14 protein-coding genes and 1 other annotated feature are annotated in these 14,687 nt (G+C 49.7%); of the genes, 7 read left to right on the plus strand and 7 right to left on the minus strand.

Translation table 11 applies throughout. The features are described from left to right. Nucleotides 1–63: 63 nt before the first annotated feature. Both Q0Y65_RS04750 and Q0Y65_RS04755 read right to left on the minus strand, forming a co-directional pair. Nucleotides 64–2,685, minus strand: a complete 2,622-nt coding sequence (locus Q0Y65_RS04750; RefSeq protein WP_297957765.1) for a valine--tRNA ligase — start codon at nucleotides 2,683–2,685, stop codon at nucleotides 64–66. 85 nt (nucleotides 2,686–2,770) lie between these two features. Beyond that, nucleotides 2,771–3,008 (minus strand) — a binding site (T-box leader). Nucleotides 3,009–3,145: 137 nt separating this feature from the next. Continuing rightward, the gene (locus Q0Y65_RS04755; protein ID WP_297957767.1) at nucleotides 3,146–3,433 is read right to left on the minus strand and encodes a zinc ribbon domain-containing protein; all 288 of its coding nucleotides are present in this window, start codon (nucleotides 3,431–3,433) and stop codon (nucleotides 3,146–3,148) included. Between the two features lie 494 nt (nucleotides 3,434–3,927). Between Q0Y65_RS04755 and prfB the strand changes: the two genes are divergently transcribed. Next, complete coding sequence (gene prfB, locus Q0Y65_RS04760) at nucleotides 3,928–5,046, plus strand: peptide chain release factor 2 (RefSeq protein WP_297957769.1); 1,119 nt, start codon at nucleotides 3,928–3,930, stop codon at nucleotides 5,044–5,046. 103 nt (nucleotides 5,047–5,149) lie between these two features. On the opposite strand, the gene Q0Y65_RS04765 is transcribed toward prfB, so the two are convergent. From Q0Y65_RS04765 to gdhA, 4 genes are all read right to left on the minus strand, one after another. Beyond that, on the minus strand, nucleotides 5,150–5,527 hold the full coding sequence (locus tag Q0Y65_RS04765) for a DUF4363 family protein (RefSeq protein ID WP_297957771.1): 378 nt from the start codon (nucleotides 5,525–5,527) through the stop codon (nucleotides 5,150–5,152). Further along, nucleotides 5,514–6,233, minus strand: a complete 720-nt coding sequence (locus tag Q0Y65_RS04770) for a DUF421 domain-containing protein (protein WP_297957772.1) — start codon at nucleotides 6,231–6,233, stop codon at nucleotides 5,514–5,516. Before Q0Y65_RS04770 ends, Q0Y65_RS04765 begins: the two co-directional genes overlap by 14 nt. Before the next feature lie 77 nt (nucleotides 6,234–6,310). Beyond that, nucleotides 6,311–6,934 (minus strand): AAA family ATPase, encoded by a 624-nt coding sequence (locus tag Q0Y65_RS04775; RefSeq protein WP_297957773.1) that lies wholly within the window; start codon nucleotides 6,932–6,934, stop codon nucleotides 6,311–6,313. Between the two features lie 256 nt (nucleotides 6,935–7,190). Then, entirely contained in the window at nucleotides 7,191–8,558 is a 1,368-nt protein-coding gene (gdhA, locus tag Q0Y65_RS04780) for an NADP-specific glutamate dehydrogenase (RefSeq protein WP_297957774.1), read from the minus strand. A gap of 334 nt (nucleotides 8,559–8,892) precedes the next feature. Between gdhA and Q0Y65_RS04785 the strand changes: the two genes are divergently transcribed. The 3 genes from Q0Y65_RS04785 to Q0Y65_RS04795 are packed head-to-tail and all read left to right on the plus strand — an operon-like array spanning nucleotide 8,893 to nucleotide 11,258. Continuing rightward, nucleotides 8,893–9,426 (plus strand): HD domain-containing protein, encoded by a 534-nt coding sequence (locus Q0Y65_RS04785; RefSeq protein ID WP_297957776.1) that lies wholly within the window; start codon nucleotides 8,893–8,895, stop codon nucleotides 9,424–9,426. Then, nucleotides 9,423–10,691 (plus strand): O-acetylhomoserine aminocarboxypropyltransferase/cysteine synthase family protein, encoded by a 1,269-nt coding sequence (locus tag Q0Y65_RS04790; protein WP_297957778.1) that lies wholly within the window; start codon nucleotides 9,423–9,425, stop codon nucleotides 10,689–10,691. Before Q0Y65_RS04785 ends, Q0Y65_RS04790 begins: the two co-directional genes overlap by 4 nt. Nucleotides 10,692–10,730: 39 nt before the next feature. Then, the gene (locus Q0Y65_RS04795) at nucleotides 10,731–11,258 is read left to right on the plus strand and encodes a flavodoxin domain-containing protein (RefSeq protein WP_297957780.1); all 528 of its coding nucleotides are present in this window, start codon (nucleotides 10,731–10,733) and stop codon (nucleotides 11,256–11,258) included. Between the two features lie 74 nt (nucleotides 11,259–11,332). Here Q0Y65_RS04795 and Q0Y65_RS04800 read toward each other — a convergent pair whose 3' ends face one another. Then, a complete protein-coding gene (locus tag Q0Y65_RS04800; RefSeq protein ID WP_297957782.1) occupies nucleotides 11,333–11,797 on the minus strand; it encodes a hypothetical protein in 465 nt (154 codons plus the stop codon). Nucleotides 11,798–12,015: 218 nt separating this feature from the next. On the opposite strand from Q0Y65_RS04800, the gene Q0Y65_RS04805 reads away from it, so the two are divergent. Genes Q0Y65_RS04805 through Q0Y65_RS04815 form a run of 3 tightly spaced genes read left to right on the plus strand, consistent with a single transcriptional unit; the run spans nucleotide 12,016 to nucleotide 14,578 of the window. Further along, on the plus strand, nucleotides 12,016–12,990 hold the full coding sequence (locus Q0Y65_RS04805; RefSeq protein ID WP_297957784.1) for a metal ABC transporter substrate-binding protein: 975 nt from the start codon (nucleotides 12,016–12,018) through the stop codon (nucleotides 12,988–12,990). Continuing rightward, complete coding sequence (locus Q0Y65_RS04810; protein ID WP_297957785.1) at nucleotides 12,991–13,713, plus strand: metal ABC transporter ATP-binding protein; 723 nt, start codon at nucleotides 12,991–12,993, stop codon at nucleotides 13,711–13,713. Further along, on the plus strand, nucleotides 13,706–14,578 hold the full coding sequence (locus Q0Y65_RS04815; protein WP_297957787.1) for a metal ABC transporter permease: 873 nt from the start codon (nucleotides 13,706–13,708) through the stop codon (nucleotides 14,576–14,578). Before Q0Y65_RS04810 ends, Q0Y65_RS04815 begins: the two co-directional genes overlap by 8 nt. Nucleotides 14,579–14,687 lie beyond the last annotated feature (109 nt).

Genomic DNA, 14,687 nt, shown 5'->3' on the forward strand with positions numbered 1-14,687 from the left:
ATATCACTTCTTCATTTATAAAAATAAGCTCCCCGAACTAACGGGGAGCTTATTGCGTTTATATCACTTTCTGAAGGCTGCCATAGACTGCTCTATCTTTGCCATCTTCTCCTCTGCCTTTGCCAGCTTTGCCTTTTCGGCTTCAATGAGCTGCGCGGGAGCCTTTGCGATAAAGCCCTGATTGTTCAGCTTTCCGCTTAGGAAGTCTATATCCTTCTGTACCTTTGCCTTCTCCTTTTCGAGACGTGCTATCTCCTTCTCCTTGTCTACCAGCTCGTCCATAGGGATAAAGATACGGGCGGAATCGGTAACTGCGTTGGCAGAATCAGGGATATCGAACTTGTCCCCTGTTTCTACTGCGGAAGCAGATGCCAGCTTCTCAAAGAATACTGCGCATGAGCTGAACAGTTCCTTGTCGGCTGTCTCGATGAAGAGCTTTGCCTTTACCGACGGAGGTACGTTCATCTCTGTACGAACATTGCGGACTGCCTTTATTGCGGAGATTATCTTCTCGAAGGCCTTCTCCTCTGCACTGTAGTCGATAGCTTCATCGTAGGTGGGGTAGGTCTCAAGGATTATCATTGATTTCTCGTTATTGAGAACCTGCCATATCTCCTCAGTGATGAAAGGCATGAAGGGGTGAAGGAGCTTCAGCATACCCTGCATAGCCCATACCAGTACAGCCTGAGCCTTTGCCATTGTCTCGCCGCCTGCCTGTATACGGGGCTTTGTGAGCTCGATGTACCAGTCGCAGTAAACGTCCCAGATAAAGTCGTATATCTTCTGTGAAGCTACGCCAAGCTCGTACCTGTCGAGGTTTTCGCCAACTTCCTTTGCAAGCTGATTGAACTTATTTACCAGCCACTTGTCCTCAAGCTCAAGCTCTGAGGGAAGTCCCTTGAACTCGAAGTCCTCGGGAAGGTTCATCATGATGAAACGTGAAGCGTTCCAGAGCTTGTTTGCGAAGTTTCTTGCTGCCTTTACCTTTTCATCGATATAACGCATATCGTTTCCGGGCGAGTTACCTGTTGCCAGCATAAATCTCAGTGCGTCTGCACCGTACTCGTTGATGACCTCAAGGGGATCGATACCGTTGCCCAGTGACTTGGACATCTTGCGTCCCTGTGAATCGCGGACCAGTCCGTGTATGAGAACTGTGTCAAAGGGAACCTTGCCCATGTTCTCAAGACCGCTGAACATCATTCTGATTACCCAGAAGAAGATGATATCATATCCTGTTACGAGGGTATTTGTGGGGTAGAAGTATTTAAGGTCCTCTGTGTTCTCGGGCCAGCCCAGTGTGGAGAATGGCCAGAGTGCAGAGCTGAACCATGTATCGAGAGTGTCTGGATCCTGTCTCATGGGCTTGCCGCACTTGGGACAAACCGCGCTGCTCTCCTTGGTGACTACCATTTCGCCGCACTCGTCGCAGTAGAATGCGGGTATCTGATGTCCCCACCAGATCTGACGGGATATACACCAGTCCTTGATGTTTTCAAGCCAGTGGAAGTATACCTTGTCGAAGCGCTCGGGAACGAACTTGGTATCGCCGTTCTTTACTGCTGCGATAGCAGGCTCTGCAAGGGGCTTCATCTTTACGAACCACTGTGTCGATACCTTGGGTTCTACGGTAGTTCCGCAGCGGTAGCAGGTACCTACGTTATGGCTGTATTCTTCTATCTTGACGAGAGCGCCTTCTTTTTCAAGGTCCTCAACGATCTTCTTTCTTGCCTCATAGCGGTCCATGCCTGCGTATGCAGGATAATCGTCGTTGATAGTGGCGTCGTCGTTCATTACGTTGATAACCGGCAGGTTGTGACGGAGACCTACCTCGAAGTCGTTAGGGTCGTGAGCAGGAGTGATCTTAACCACGCCTGTACCGAAGTCCATCTCAACATAGTCATCGGCAACTATAGGTATCTCTCTGTGAACGATAGGCAGGATAACTGTCTTGCCCACAAGGTCTGTGTAGCGCTCGTCCTTGGGGTTTACGGCTACGGCTGTATCGCCCAGGAGAGTTTCGGGACGTGTGGTAGCAAGCTCCAGATAGCCGTCGGAGTCCTTTATCTTGTAGCGGAGGTGCCAGAAATGACCTGCCTGATCCTCGTAGGTTACTTCAGCGTCGGACAGCGATGTGCGGCACTTGGGACACCAGTTGATTATACGCTCGCCTCTGTAGATAAGGCCTTTTTCGTAGTACTTGATGAAAACTTCCTTAACTGCCTTTGAGCAGCCCTCGTCCATGGTGAAGCGCTCGCGTGACCAGTCGCAGGAGGAGCCCAGCTTTTTGAGCTGCTCAACGATACGACCGCCGTACTGCTTCTTCCACTCCCATGCACGCTTCATGAAGCCCTCACGTCCCAGGTCTTCCTTTGTAATGCCTTCCTTGCGCATGGCCTCTACTATCTTGGCTTCTGTAGCGATAGCAGCGTGGTCTGTACCGGGGAGCCACAGTGCGCTGTAGCCGCTCATTCTCTTCCAGCGGATAAGGATATCCTGTAATGTCTCATCAAGGGCGTGTCCCATGTGGAGCTGTCCTGTGATGTTCGGAGGGGGAATAACTATAGTGTAGGGCGTTTTCTTGGGGTCAGCCTCTGCACGGAAACAGCCCTTTTCGTTCCATGCGGCGTAGATACGGTCCTCAAAGTCCTTGGGATCGTAAGCCTTTGCAAGTTCCTTTGCCATTTTCATTCTCCTTTTTGTGACAGCCAGCCGCCGTCACCGTATTTTTGTCGGTCCGTGCAAATAAAAATCGCCCCGAACCTTTACGGTCCAGGGCGAACAAAAGTCCGTGTTACCACCTGAATTCGGGTATTATCCCGCACTCTGCGAAGCCGCTTAGCTTCTTCCCCTGTAACGTGAGGATCACGCCGCATACTACTGAGCATTTGCCGTTGGCACGCGAAGCTCCGAAGCTACTTCCGCAAGCCCCTCATACTGCCTTTCACCCTGCGGCAGCTCTCTGAAAATCGGGTATCCTGCGTACTCCTCTTCATCATCGCCTTTGAATACTCTCCTATTATACACGATAAAATTCCGTTTGTCAAGGGAAAAGTCAAAGACTAAGAGCTATGGACAGAAATTGCAGGGGGGGGACAATACTCGCCTCAAACTTGCATCTTTTTTCGGACATATGACATCTGTCTTACTTCAATTTCTGCCAAATAATAAAAAGCACGACATAAATAATAGTTCCCAAAATGTTTCCGCTAAGCAAATCTTTAGATTTTAAAGCAGTTTTATCCATAATCGCATATACTATCCAACCGATTAGTGGGAGAAAGATTCCAAGTGCAGCAATTCCATTTGTATTCCTTGTACTTCCAATAACATTATCAGAAACATTTATATTCGTATTTTGTTGTACTCCACATTTCGGGCATATAACAGCTTCGTCATCAATTTGACTACCACATTTTCTACAAAAAGCCATTACTTTTCCTCCTTAATAATTTATGATAAAGAACTATTAATAAACTTGTTTGTTGATGATTTCAGAAATGATTTGTTTGTATTAACATTAATATTGTAACATGCAGTAAAAAAATGTCAAGTATGATAATTGCTGAATTAATACGAAACATTTATAACATAATGACGAAATTATATCTTATGACCTTCAACGACGCTCCCCCTTGTGAAATAGTTTAATTCTATTATTTTTATCTCTTGATGCGAAAGACATTCCCCTGCAAAAAAACGTGAAAAATTCTGTTTTCCCCTTGTACTCCGCGAAAAGCTGTGATATAATATACCCGAGGCGGGGTGAAAAAGCTCGCCCCCTCTCTCTCACTATTTAAGGAAGCAGCCAACTTGTGTGAGAGCAAGTCAGCTGCTTCTTTTTTCTAAAAAATAACGTTTTGCTCTTGAAGTTGCAATAAAACTGTGTTATAATATATGTATCTATGTTTGAAAGGATTTGAAACCATGATCATACTTGACGAACTCAGAGTCGAAATGACGGGCTACCGCAAGGAAATGGCGGAGCTTGCCGACGTTCTGAATATAGAAGCTGCCAAGAAGCGCGTTGCGGAGCTTGGCGACGAAACTGCAAAGGAAGGCTTCTGGGACGACCTGGAAAACTCCCAGAAGGTACTCAAGGAGCAGAAGTCCCTTGAGAAGAAGATCGAGAAGTACAACCAGCTCAACGAAAATCTCGAGGATATCATCACTCTTATCGAGCTCTCTATCGAAGCTGACGACGAGAGCGATATCGAGGAGATAAAGAGCGAATCCGACGCATTCAAGACCAAGCTGGAGGACGAAAAGCTGGCTACTCTCCTCACAGGCGAGTACGACGGCGCTAACGCTATCCTCACATTCCACGCAGGCGCAGGCGGTACAGAGGCTCAGGACTGGGCAGAAATGCTCTACCGTATGTACAACCGCTGGGCTGAGCGCCACGAGTTCAAGGTGGAGCTCCTCGACTACCTGGACGGTGACGAAGCAGGTATAAAGTCCGCTTCTATCCTTATCGAGGGCGAAAACGCCTACGGCTACATGAAGTCAGAGTCAGGCGTTCACAGACTTGTCCGTGTATCACCCTTTGACGCGCAGGGACGCAGACACACTTCATTCGCTGCTCTGGAAGTAATGCCCGAGCTCGATGACTCCATTGAGGTAGATATCCGCCCCGAGGATATCGAAATGGAGGTTTACCGTTCAAGCGGCGCAGGCGGACAGAAGGTAAACAAGACCAGCTCTGCTGTACGTCTTATCCATAAGCCCACAGGTATCGTTGTATCATGTCAGACTCAGCGAAGCCAGTACCAGAACAAGGACTACGCCATGAAGATGCTCCGCTCAAAGCTGGTGGAGATCAAGGAGAGAGAACACCTTGAAAAGATCGAGGATATCAAGGGCGTTCAGAACCAGATCGCATGGGGCTCGCAGATACGCTCATATGTATTCATGCCCTACACTCTTGTAAAGGACACCCGTACAGGCTTTGAAAACGGTAATATCCAGGCCGTTATGGACGGAGATATCGACGGCTTTATCAATGCTTACCTGAAGTCCCTTTCACACGGAACTCTTGAAAAATAAGTTGAGAGTTGAAAGTGGAGAGTTGAGAGTTTTTATACACTCAGCTCTCCTTTTTATAATATCGCCGCAGGCGATACCTTAACTCTTAACTCTCAATTCTCAATTAAAAAACACTATTCATCAGCGGCGTTTCGCCGCTTTTCATCATTTCAAGAATATCGTGGAGCTCCGCAAGCTCTGCACGGAGCTCTGTATCCTCCGACTCCGACAGCTCTGTGATGCGGGAGCATAATCTGTCCGCCTCCACAAGCTTGTCGTATCTTACCAAAAAAGAAGCCCTGCTGCGGAAATGCTCCCACTTTCCGTTAAGCTCCTCCGCCCCCGGTGACAAGACCTCAGTCTGTCCGTTCTCCGCTGCCGTGCTCAGCCTTTCTATATCCCGAAGCATCCCGTCGCAGCGGCGGTTCACCCATATGCCCGCAAATGTGCTGACCGCCAGCAATATCAGCAGCACCGCCCCGCTGATCTTAACTCTCGTCATGGCTACCTCCTTTAAGGCTCAGGCTCAGGGGAGGGCTCCCCTTTTTGTCCGCCGCAAAGCAGCTCCCCGAGCTGTCTGCGGTCATTATGAATACGTCCCCGATCCTAAGGCCGTTGGCAGCCAGCAGCATTTCCACAGTGCTCCTGCCGAGCTTCAGGGATTCCAGCGCGTTGTCCACAAATCTGCCGTCTGATATTATCAGCACGGGGGGATCCTGCTCCTCCGCCTTTATCCTCATATCTCTCCTTGTGGGAGTATCAAGGGACTGCTTCTTCATTACCGAGACGCTGCCCGTGGTCTCCACTATGGCGTACTGCACCTCGCTTATATCGAATATATCGTTGCTGCGCAGAGCCATGAGCAGGTCGTCCGCGGAGAACCGCAGCTCCCGCATAACAGCTCTGTCGATTATACCGTCACGGATAATTATTTTCGGACTTCCCGATATTAGCTTCCTTAGCCGCGGAAAGCTGAGGCTAAGCCGCGACACCAGCACCTCGAAGCACACAAGGGACAGTATAGGCGTAACTCCCACTATTACAGGGATATTCACGTCCTCTATGGGCAGGGTGGCGATATTGGATACAAGTATGGTGATGACCAGCTCCGAGGGCTGGAGCTCCCCCAGCTGACGCTTGCCCATGAGTCTCACCGCAAATATTACCAGTATATAAAGCATAACGGAACGTATAAGAACAACGCACATAAAAACAGCTCCTTCGGGCTTATTCTGCCTCAAAGGAGCTGATATATACACAAAGCCCCGTAAAAACGGGGCTTTTTTCAGTCGTCGAAACGGGCGTTGTATTCCTGATAGGCCTTCACGATGATATCCGCGCAGAGCTCGTCGCCCAGCTCGGCACTGTTGAGGCAGAGGGAATACTGATCCTTGTCCTGCCATACCCTGCCGGTATTGACATTGTAGAAGGTCTCGCGGCGCTTATCCGCCTTTTTCATTATGGATTCGGCTTTATTCTCGCTGATCTCATACTGTTCCACGGCACGCTTCATTCTGGACTCGGGATCTGCATAGATATACACGCTGAAGCAGCCCTTATCCTCCAGGATATAGCTTCCGCAGCGTCCTACCAGCACGAAGCTCTTTTCCTTCTCGGCTATCTCGTTTATGATACGGCTCTCCATAAGGAAGACCTTGTCCGAAAGGGGAAGGTTCTCCTCCATTGTCCTTGCGGGATTTGCCGACAGCAGCAGCGAATACAGAAAGCTTGTAGGCACGTTCTCCTCAGCGCTTTCAAGGTATTCCGGCGCAATGCCGCATTTCTCCGCAGTCATTTCAAGTATCTGCCTGTTATAGCAGTTGATCCCAAGCTTATCGGCAGCAAGCTTTCCGATAATGCTTCCGCCGCTTCCGTACTGTCTTTCGATTGTAATGATGGTCTTTTTCATCGGATATTCCCCCGTGATATGAGATTTCTTATTAGATATGATAAAATAACTACAAATATATTATACCACGTTTTGCACATATTTCAAGATTATCACTAATAATAATTGTCTAAATAGTAAAATTCTATATTTTCAACAATTAACCTTCCCCCGAATTGTGCATTTTTCAGGATAAAAAACCTCCCGTCGCTTAGAACAACGGGAGGTTATAGGTTTACTTTACCGCTCTACTGATGAGTCACCGTCAGTATATCGATCAAACGCAGCCCTGAGCCTTCATTGCCTCAGCAACCTTGAGGAAGCCTGCAATGTTAGCACCAGCCATGTAGTTGCCTTCCATGCCGTACTCCTTAGCTGCCTCGTCGCAAGCCTTGAAGATGGACTTCATGATGCCGTGGAGCTTCTCGTCAACCTCTTCAAATGTCCAGCTGAGTCTCTCGCTGTTCTGGCTCATTTCAAGACCTGATGTAGCAACACCGCCTGCGTTAGCAGCCTTAGCGGGACCGTAGAGAATGCCGTTTGAAAGGTATGTCTCGATAGCCTCGGGAGTTGAAGGCATATTAGCGCCCTCAGCTACAGCGTAGCCGCCGTTTGCAACGATAGCCTTTGCGCCGTTGCCGTCGATCTCGTTCTGTGTAGCGCAGGGAAGAGCGATATCAAGCTTGATGTCGCCTGCATTGCACTTGAGTGTCCATACGCTGCCCTCGTGGTACTCAGCGTTCTTGTGTGAAGTTCTGCCGATGTATTCCTTGATACGTCCGCGCTCAACCTCCTTGATCTGCTTAACGAGATCAAGGTCGATTCCGTCGGGATCGTAGATATAACCGTTGGAGTCGGAAACTGTAACTACCTTAGCGCCGTACTGTGTAGCCTTCTGTGTAGCGTAGATAGCAACGTTGCCTGAACCTGAGATAACAACTGTCTGATCCTTGAAGCTCTTGCCGTTAGCCTGGAGCATCTCGTTTGTGAAGTAGCAGAGACCGTAGCCTGTAGCCTCTGTTCTTGCAAGTGAACCGCCGTATGTGAGGCCCTTACCTGTGAGAACGCCTACGAACTCGTTGCGGATCCTCTTGTACTGACCGAACATGAAGCCGATCTCTCTTGCGCCTGTTCCGATATCGCCGGCGGGAACGTCGCAGTCAGCGCCGATGTGCTTGCAGAGCTCTGTCATGAAGCTCTGGCAGAAACGCATTACCTCTCCGTCGCTCTTGCCCTTGGGGTCGAAGTCGGAACCGCCCTTGCCGCCGCCCATGGGCAGTGTTGTAAGGCTGTTCTTGAATACCTGCTCAAAGCCGAGGAACTTGATGATTCCGAGATATACTGAGGGGTGGAGTCTGATACCGCCCTTGTAAGGTCCGATAGCAGAATTGAACTGGATCCTGAAGCCTCTGTTTACCTGCACCTTGCCGTTATCGTCAACCCAGGGTACACGGAACATGATCTGTCTCTCAGGCTCTACGATACGCTCGAAAACGCCTGCGTCGATGAGATCCTGTCTCTTCTCAGCAACGGGCTGAAGTGTCTCGAGTACCTCTGTAACTGCCTGGATGAACTCAGGCTCGCCGGGATTTCTCTTTTCTACTCTTGCTAATAAATCGATGAGATACTGATTTTTTAACGCCATTGTTAAAAAACCTCCTTTACAATATTCTGCGTTGCCACAGTTCATTTAAAATTATATCACTCCCCGTCATGATTTGCAATACTTTATTGCATTAAATTTGCAAATTTCTCCGTTTTTGTGCTATACACACAAAAAAACTTATCCGCTTTGTGCAGACCGACGATTTTACATCTGTGATATGACTGCGTTATCTGTTTTTCCGACTTATACCGCCTTTGCCACAGCGTGCATATCCGCTTTTTACGGCCTTTTTCATTTTATGTATTGATTTTCCGAGTAAAATGATATATAATATATACTATCGGACAGACCGATGGATCAGGAGGTAGATCAGATGCTGAAAGCTATCTGCTCCTCAAAGGAGCTGACAAACAACAGCTATTACGCCTGTATCTGCGATATAATAGACAGCAGACAGGTGCAGCAGCTGAAAAATATAACTCATCACATCTCCACCACTCGTTTCCAGCATTGCGTCAATGTGTCATACTACAGCTATCTTGTGTGCAGAGCGTTCAGGCTCAACGCCCGTTCCGCCGCAAGGGCAGGGCTTCTCCACGACCTTTTCTACTACGACAGAAAGGTTTACAACGCCGGAAAGCAGAAGGGGCAGGCGTCTCACAGCAGCAACCACTCAATGTTAGCCTGCGCCAACGCCTGCGAGGTAACCGACATCACCAACCTCGAACGTGACATGATAGAGAAGCATATGTGGCCTGTCACAAGACCCATGCCCAGATACAAGGAGACATACATCATAACCGTTATCGACAAATACTGTGCTGTTCTCGAATTCTGCGTACCGAAGGTGCAAAGGATAGTCCGCAGAAAGCGCGGTAATATATATTCAGGAGGTATACCACAATGAAGATCGAAACCAAATGCCTGCACGCAGGCTACACACCAAAGAATACCGAGCCGAGAGTCGTTCCGATAGTACAGAGCACGACCTATGTCTACGATTCCACAGACGATGTCGCCGCCGTATTCGACGACCCTACCAAGAGCCTTATATACTCAAGATTTGAAAATCCCACAGTTATGGCTGTTGAGGACAAGATAGCCGCTCTCGAGGGCGGTATAGGTGCTATGTGTACCTCCAGCGGTCAGGCAGCCTCTCTCCTCTCCCTTCTCAATATCCTGAAGGCAGGAGACAGCTTCATCTCGGCAGCTACCATTTACGGCGGTACTATCAACCTTTTTGCCTATACGCTCAAGAAGCTGGGCATCGAGTGCATTTTCGTTGACGCAGACGCTCCCGAGGACGAGATCAGGGCAGCCTTCAAGCCCAACACAAAGGCTGTTTTCGGCGAGACTCTCGCCAATCCCGCACTCTCTGTCTTTGACATTGAGAAATTCGCTAAGATAGCTCACGAGAACAAGGTCCCCCTCATCATCGACAACACCTTCCCCACTCCTATCCTTTGCAGACCCTTTGAGTACGGTGCGGATATAGTTATCCACTCCACTACAAAATACATGGATGGTCATGCAGTACAGGGCGGCGGCGTTATCGTTGACTCGGGCAACTTCGACTGGACAAACGGCAACTTCCCCGAGTTCACCGAGCCCGACGAGAGCTATCACGGCACTATATACACAAAGACCTACGGCAAGGCTGCCTATATCATAAAGGCAAGGATGCAGCTCATGAGAGACTTCGGCTGCTACCCCTCGGCTCAGTCCGCATTCTACCTCAATCTGGGTCTTGAGACCCTCCACATCCGCATGAAGCAGTACTGTGAAAACGCAACCAAGGTGGCAGAATATCTCGAAGCTAACGACCACGTTGAATCCGTAAACTATCCCGCTCTCAAGAGCAGCAGATACCACGAGCTGGCAAAGAAGTACCTCCCCGACGGTACAAGCGGAGTTATCTCCTTCATCATCAAGGGCGGCAGGAGCACAGCCGTAAAGTTCATGGATTCACTGAAGCTGGCCTCAAACGAGGTACACGTTGCCGATATCCGCACCTGTGTTCTCCATCCTGCAAGCGCTACACACCGTCAGCTCACTGACGAGCAGCTTGTCGCAGCAGGCATAAACGGCGGTCTTATCAGACTTTCCGTAGGCCTCGAGAACGTTGACGATATCATCGACGATCTCAAGCAGGCATTTGCAGCTATCGACTGATAATCATATTTTGCCACTGCTACAAAAGAGGAAACAATCATGAAATCGATCATCGTATATTCATCTCAGACAGGTTTTACCAAGAAATATTCCGAATGGCTGGCAGAGAGCATCGGTGCGGAACTGATGACTGTAAAGGAAGCAGCAAAAAAGGACGACTCCTTCTTTGACAGCTTTGATACCATAATCTACGGCGGCTGGGTGGCTGTCGAAAAGATACACAAGCTGGACTGGTTCACCAACAGGATAGAAAAATGGCGTGACAAGAAGCTTGCCGTGTTCTGCACGGGAGCAAGTCCCGCAACCTATTCCGGCGTACAGAACCTCCTTGACAGATCTCTCACCGATGAACAGAAAAAATACGCAAAAGCCTTCTACTGCCCCGGAGGACTTGACTACAGCAAGATGTCCCTGGGCTCCAAAATGCTCATGAAGACCTTTGCCGCTATGCTCAAGAACAAGAAGAACAAGACCGACGACGAGATCGCCATGGCAGAGCACGTTGCCCACTCCTGCGATCAGACCGACAAAAAGTATCTTGAGCCCATTTTAGAATATCTGAAATAAGAACACGCTCCCCTGTATGCTCAGGGGAGCGTTTCTGCATGAAAATGCCGTACCATAAGGTACGGCATTTATTATCAGTCTTTTCTGAAGAGCTCTCTCAGTACCAGCGCACCGCCTGCGGCTGTCAGGCCGAACATGACGATGAAGGTGAAGGCGTTGGATCTTACCCAGTGGAGATGAGTGGTCATCATTACGCTCAGAAGCACGATGACGATACCTATGGAAAGCACCACCCAGCCGAAGATCTTCCTATCCATGAGGAACAGCATACCGATACCTATGATGATAGGAAGCATTATAAGTCCGTTTGCAAGGTGGAATCCGCCGAAGCTGAAGATATGTCCGCCGTAGCCCCATGAGCTGGTGACCTCGATATTCTGGAATATCATGAACAGTCCGCCGCCCAGCATGAGAAGTCCCACAAAGAAGGTCAGCAGACGGTTCCCGCTGTCAGCGGAAGTGGCCCTCACCGACTTGCGGCTCTCAAGGAGCTCCTTGTACATTTTATCAAGCTCTTTGTCTTTTGTTGTTTTTGGCATAATACCGCCCCCCTATATCAATATTGCAAGTATATTATACTCCATAGGCCGTCCGGTGTCAAGTATACTGCGGAAAATTCATCTTCTTTTCATCTTTTCCGTTACCGCCCCGCCGTGAAAGTTTTATGAAATTAACAGGCCGCTATTGACAAGGCGGTAATAATAAAGTATAATATAATTTGAAAATGATTATCAAATTCAATTACGGAGTTTCAGACATGAACAGAAACATAAGATCGTTAGCTTTCGCGGCCGCAGTTTTTATTGCTGCCGCTTCGTTTACAGGCTGCTCGGCAGGCGGCAGCAAGCACAATGACGGCAGTATCAGCATAGTCTGCGCGTCATTCTCCGAATACGACTGGACAAGGAATATCATCGGCGACAGCGACGGCGCTGAGGTAACATATCTCCTCAGCAGCGGCATAGACCTTCACAACTATCAGCCGAGCGCAAAGGACATAATGACCATATCCGACTGCGATGTATTCATATACGCAGGCGGCGAGTCGGACAGCTGGGCAAAGGACGCCATGAGAGACGTCAGCAGCAAGGATATGACGGTAGTCAGGCTCTTTGAGGTGTTGGGAGACGCCGTCAAGGAGGAAGAGCTCAAGGAGGGCATGGAGGCCGAAGAAGACGAAGAGGACGGCGGGCCCGAATACGATGAGCACGTCTGGCTCTCTCTGAGAAATGCCGAGACCATATGCGGCGAGATATGCGATGTCCTCTGTGAAAAGCTCCCCGGGAACGAAAGCGTATACCGCTCCAATCTGGAAAGCTATACCTCGGAGCTCCGCACTCTTGACGCTGAATATACGGAAATGGCGGAGGACTCGGCCAAGAGAACAGTACTCTTCGGGGACAGATTCCCCTTCCGCTATCTCTGCGACGACTATGATATCGACTACTATGCCGCATTTCCCGGCTGCTCCGCCGAGACCGCAGCCAGCTTCGAGACCGTCACCACCCTTTCCGACAAGCTGAACGAGCTGGACCTCGATACCGTATTCATCATCGAGAATTCCGACGACTCCATAGCGAAGTCCATCATCAGCAATTCAGGCCGCAAGGACGTATCCATAGAGACTCTCAACTCAATACAGTCGGTGACTCAGAAGGATATCGACGGCGGCTCCACATATTTATCCATAATGAGGAACAACCTTGAAACTTTAAAGAAGGTGCTTGATTAAATGGGCGCATTACTGAAATGCGAGAACGTCTCACTGGGCTATGAGGGAGACGTTGTTACAAAAAACCTCAACTTCACCGTCAGCAGCGGCGATTACCTTTGTATAGTCGGCGAGAACGGCTCGGGAAAGAGCACGCTCATAAAGGCTCTGCTGGGACTGAAGCCCCCAATAAGCGGCAGCATCTCCCTCTGCGGAGAGGTGGGCAGGAACGAGATAGGCTATCTCCCTCAGCAGACCATGGTTCAGCGCGACTTCCCCGCCTCGGTGCGGGAGATAGTGCTGTCGGGCTGCATGAACCGCTGCGGCTTCCGCCCCTTCTACAACAGGGAGGAGAAAATGCTGGCTCATGATATGATGCGCCGCCTCGAGATAGAGCCCCTGTCAAAGCGCTGCTACAGGGAGCTGTCAGGCGGTCAGCAGCAGCGTGTGCTCCTTGCAAGAGCCCTCTGCGCCGCAAGAAAGATGATACTCCTGGACGAGCCCGTAACAGGTCTTGACCCCAAGGCCACAAACGAGATGTACGAGCTCATAGACAGCCTCAACAAAAAGGACGGCATAACCGTCATAATGGTGTCACATGACATGAACGCCGCCGTGAGATATGCATCCCATATACTCCATGTCGGCAGAAAGCAGCTTTTCTTCGGCACCAAGGAGGACTACCTCACCAGCAAGACAGGTCAGGCCTTCCTTGCTGTAATGGGAGGTGACGAGGATGAGTGATATCTTCGGCACCCTTCACGAGTATTTCCGTCACGACTTCATCATCTACGCCATGATAGTGGGGCTTCTCATCGCGCTGTGCTCCTCGCTTCTGGGAGTCACCCTTGTAATGAAGCGCTTCTCCTTCATCGGCGACGGACTTTCACACGTTGCCTTCGGTGCAATGGCTGTGGCCACCATAACGGGCGTCACCAACAATATGCTCATAATCATGCCCGTAACCATATGCTCGGCCATACTCCTTCTGCGCACAGGCAGCAACACCAAGATAAAGGGCGACGCTGCCATTGCCATGATATCGGTGGGAGCCCTCGCTCTCGGCTATATGCTCATGAATATTGCCGCACGCAGCGGAAGCGGCCGCACCACCAGCAACGTCACCGCAGACGTATGCAGCACTCTTTTCGGCTCCACCTCCATACTCACCCTTACACTGACCGATGTGTGGATATGCGTTGCCATGTCCGCCATAGTAGTTGCGGTGTTCCTGGTGTTCTACAACAAGATATTCGCCGTGACCTTCGACGAGAACTTCGCCAAGGCTACGGGAGTGCGCTCGGATATGTACAACCTCCTCATCGCGGTGGTAATAGCGGTCATTATCGTTATCGCCATGAAATTCGTGGGCTCGCTGCTCATATCTGCGCTGATAATCTTCCCCGCACTGTCGGCAATGAGGGTGTTCAAAAGCTTCAGGAGCGTCATCATATGCTCGGTGGTGATATCCCTCATATGCGCTGCAAGCGGAATACTCATATCCATTATTGCGGAAACTCCCGTGGGCGCTACCATAGTATCCGCGGATATATGCGTGTTCTTCCTGTTCTGTCTCACCTCCTTCGCAGCGAAGAAGGTCAGCAGATAACGGAACGCTCCCGTTACACATCAGCAAAAAGCACAAAACACTTCCGAAAACATATACGGAAGTGTTTTTCTTTACCATAAATAACGGTACGGCTTGACAAGCCGCTCTT

The sequence above is a fragment of the uncultured Ruminococcus sp. genome (assembly GCF_947301925.1).
In the GTDB taxonomy this organism is placed as follows: Bacteria; Bacillota; Clostridia; order Oscillospirales; family Ruminococcaceae; genus Ruminococcus.

What these genes read in the sequence shown, in the direction of transcription:
- Q0Y65_RS04765 (WP_297957771.1), bottom strand. Translation starts at nt 5,527, where the DNA reads ATGACGAGAGTTAAGATCAGCGGGGCGGTGCTGCTGATATTGCTGGCG.
- Q0Y65_RS04770 (WP_297957772.1), bottom strand. Translation starts at nt 6,233, where the DNA reads ATGTGCGTTGTTCTTATACGTTCCGTTATGCTTTATATACTGGTAATA.
- Q0Y65_RS04810 (WP_297957785.1), top strand. Translation starts at nt 12,991, where the DNA reads ATGGGCGCATTACTGAAATGCGAGAACGTCTCACTGGGCTATGAGGGA.
- Q0Y65_RS04805 (WP_297957784.1), top strand. Translation starts at nt 12,016, where the DNA reads ATGAACAGAAACATAAGATCGTTAGCTTTCGCGGCCGCAGTTTTTATT.
- Q0Y65_RS04785 (WP_297957776.1), top strand. Translation starts at nt 8,893, where the DNA reads ATGCTGAAAGCTATCTGCTCCTCAAAGGAGCTGACAAACAACAGCTAT.
- Q0Y65_RS04795 (WP_297957780.1), top strand. Translation starts at nt 10,731, where the DNA reads ATGAAATCGATCATCGTATATTCATCTCAGACAGGTTTTACCAAGAAA.
- gdhA (WP_297957774.1), bottom strand. Translation starts at nt 8,558, where the DNA reads ATGGCGTTAAAAAATCAGTATCTCATCGATTTATTAGCAAGAGTAGAA.
- Q0Y65_RS04755 (WP_297957767.1), bottom strand. Translation starts at nt 3,433, where the DNA reads ATGGCTTTTTGTAGAAAATGTGGTAGTCAAATTGATGACGAAGCTGTT.
- Q0Y65_RS04790 (WP_297957778.1), top strand. Translation starts at nt 9,423, where the DNA reads ATGAAGATCGAAACCAAATGCCTGCACGCAGGCTACACACCAAAGAAT.
- Q0Y65_RS04750 (WP_297957765.1), bottom strand. Translation starts at nt 2,685, where the DNA reads ATGGCAAAGGAACTTGCAAAGGCTTACGATCCCAAGGACTTTGAGGAC.
- prfB (WP_297957769.1), top strand. Translation starts at nt 3,928, where the DNA reads ATGATCATACTTGACGAACTCAGAGTCGAAATGACGGGCTACCGCAAG.
- Q0Y65_RS04800 (WP_297957782.1), bottom strand. Translation starts at nt 11,797, where the DNA reads ATGCCAAAAACAACAAAAGACAAAGAGCTTGATAAAATGTACAAGGAG.
- Q0Y65_RS04775 (WP_297957773.1), bottom strand. Translation starts at nt 6,934, where the DNA reads ATGAAAAAGACCATCATTACAATCGAAAGACAGTACGGAAGCGGCGGA.
- Q0Y65_RS04815 (WP_297957787.1), top strand. Translation starts at nt 13,706, where the DNA reads ATGAGTGATATCTTCGGCACCCTTCACGAGTATTTCCGTCACGACTTC.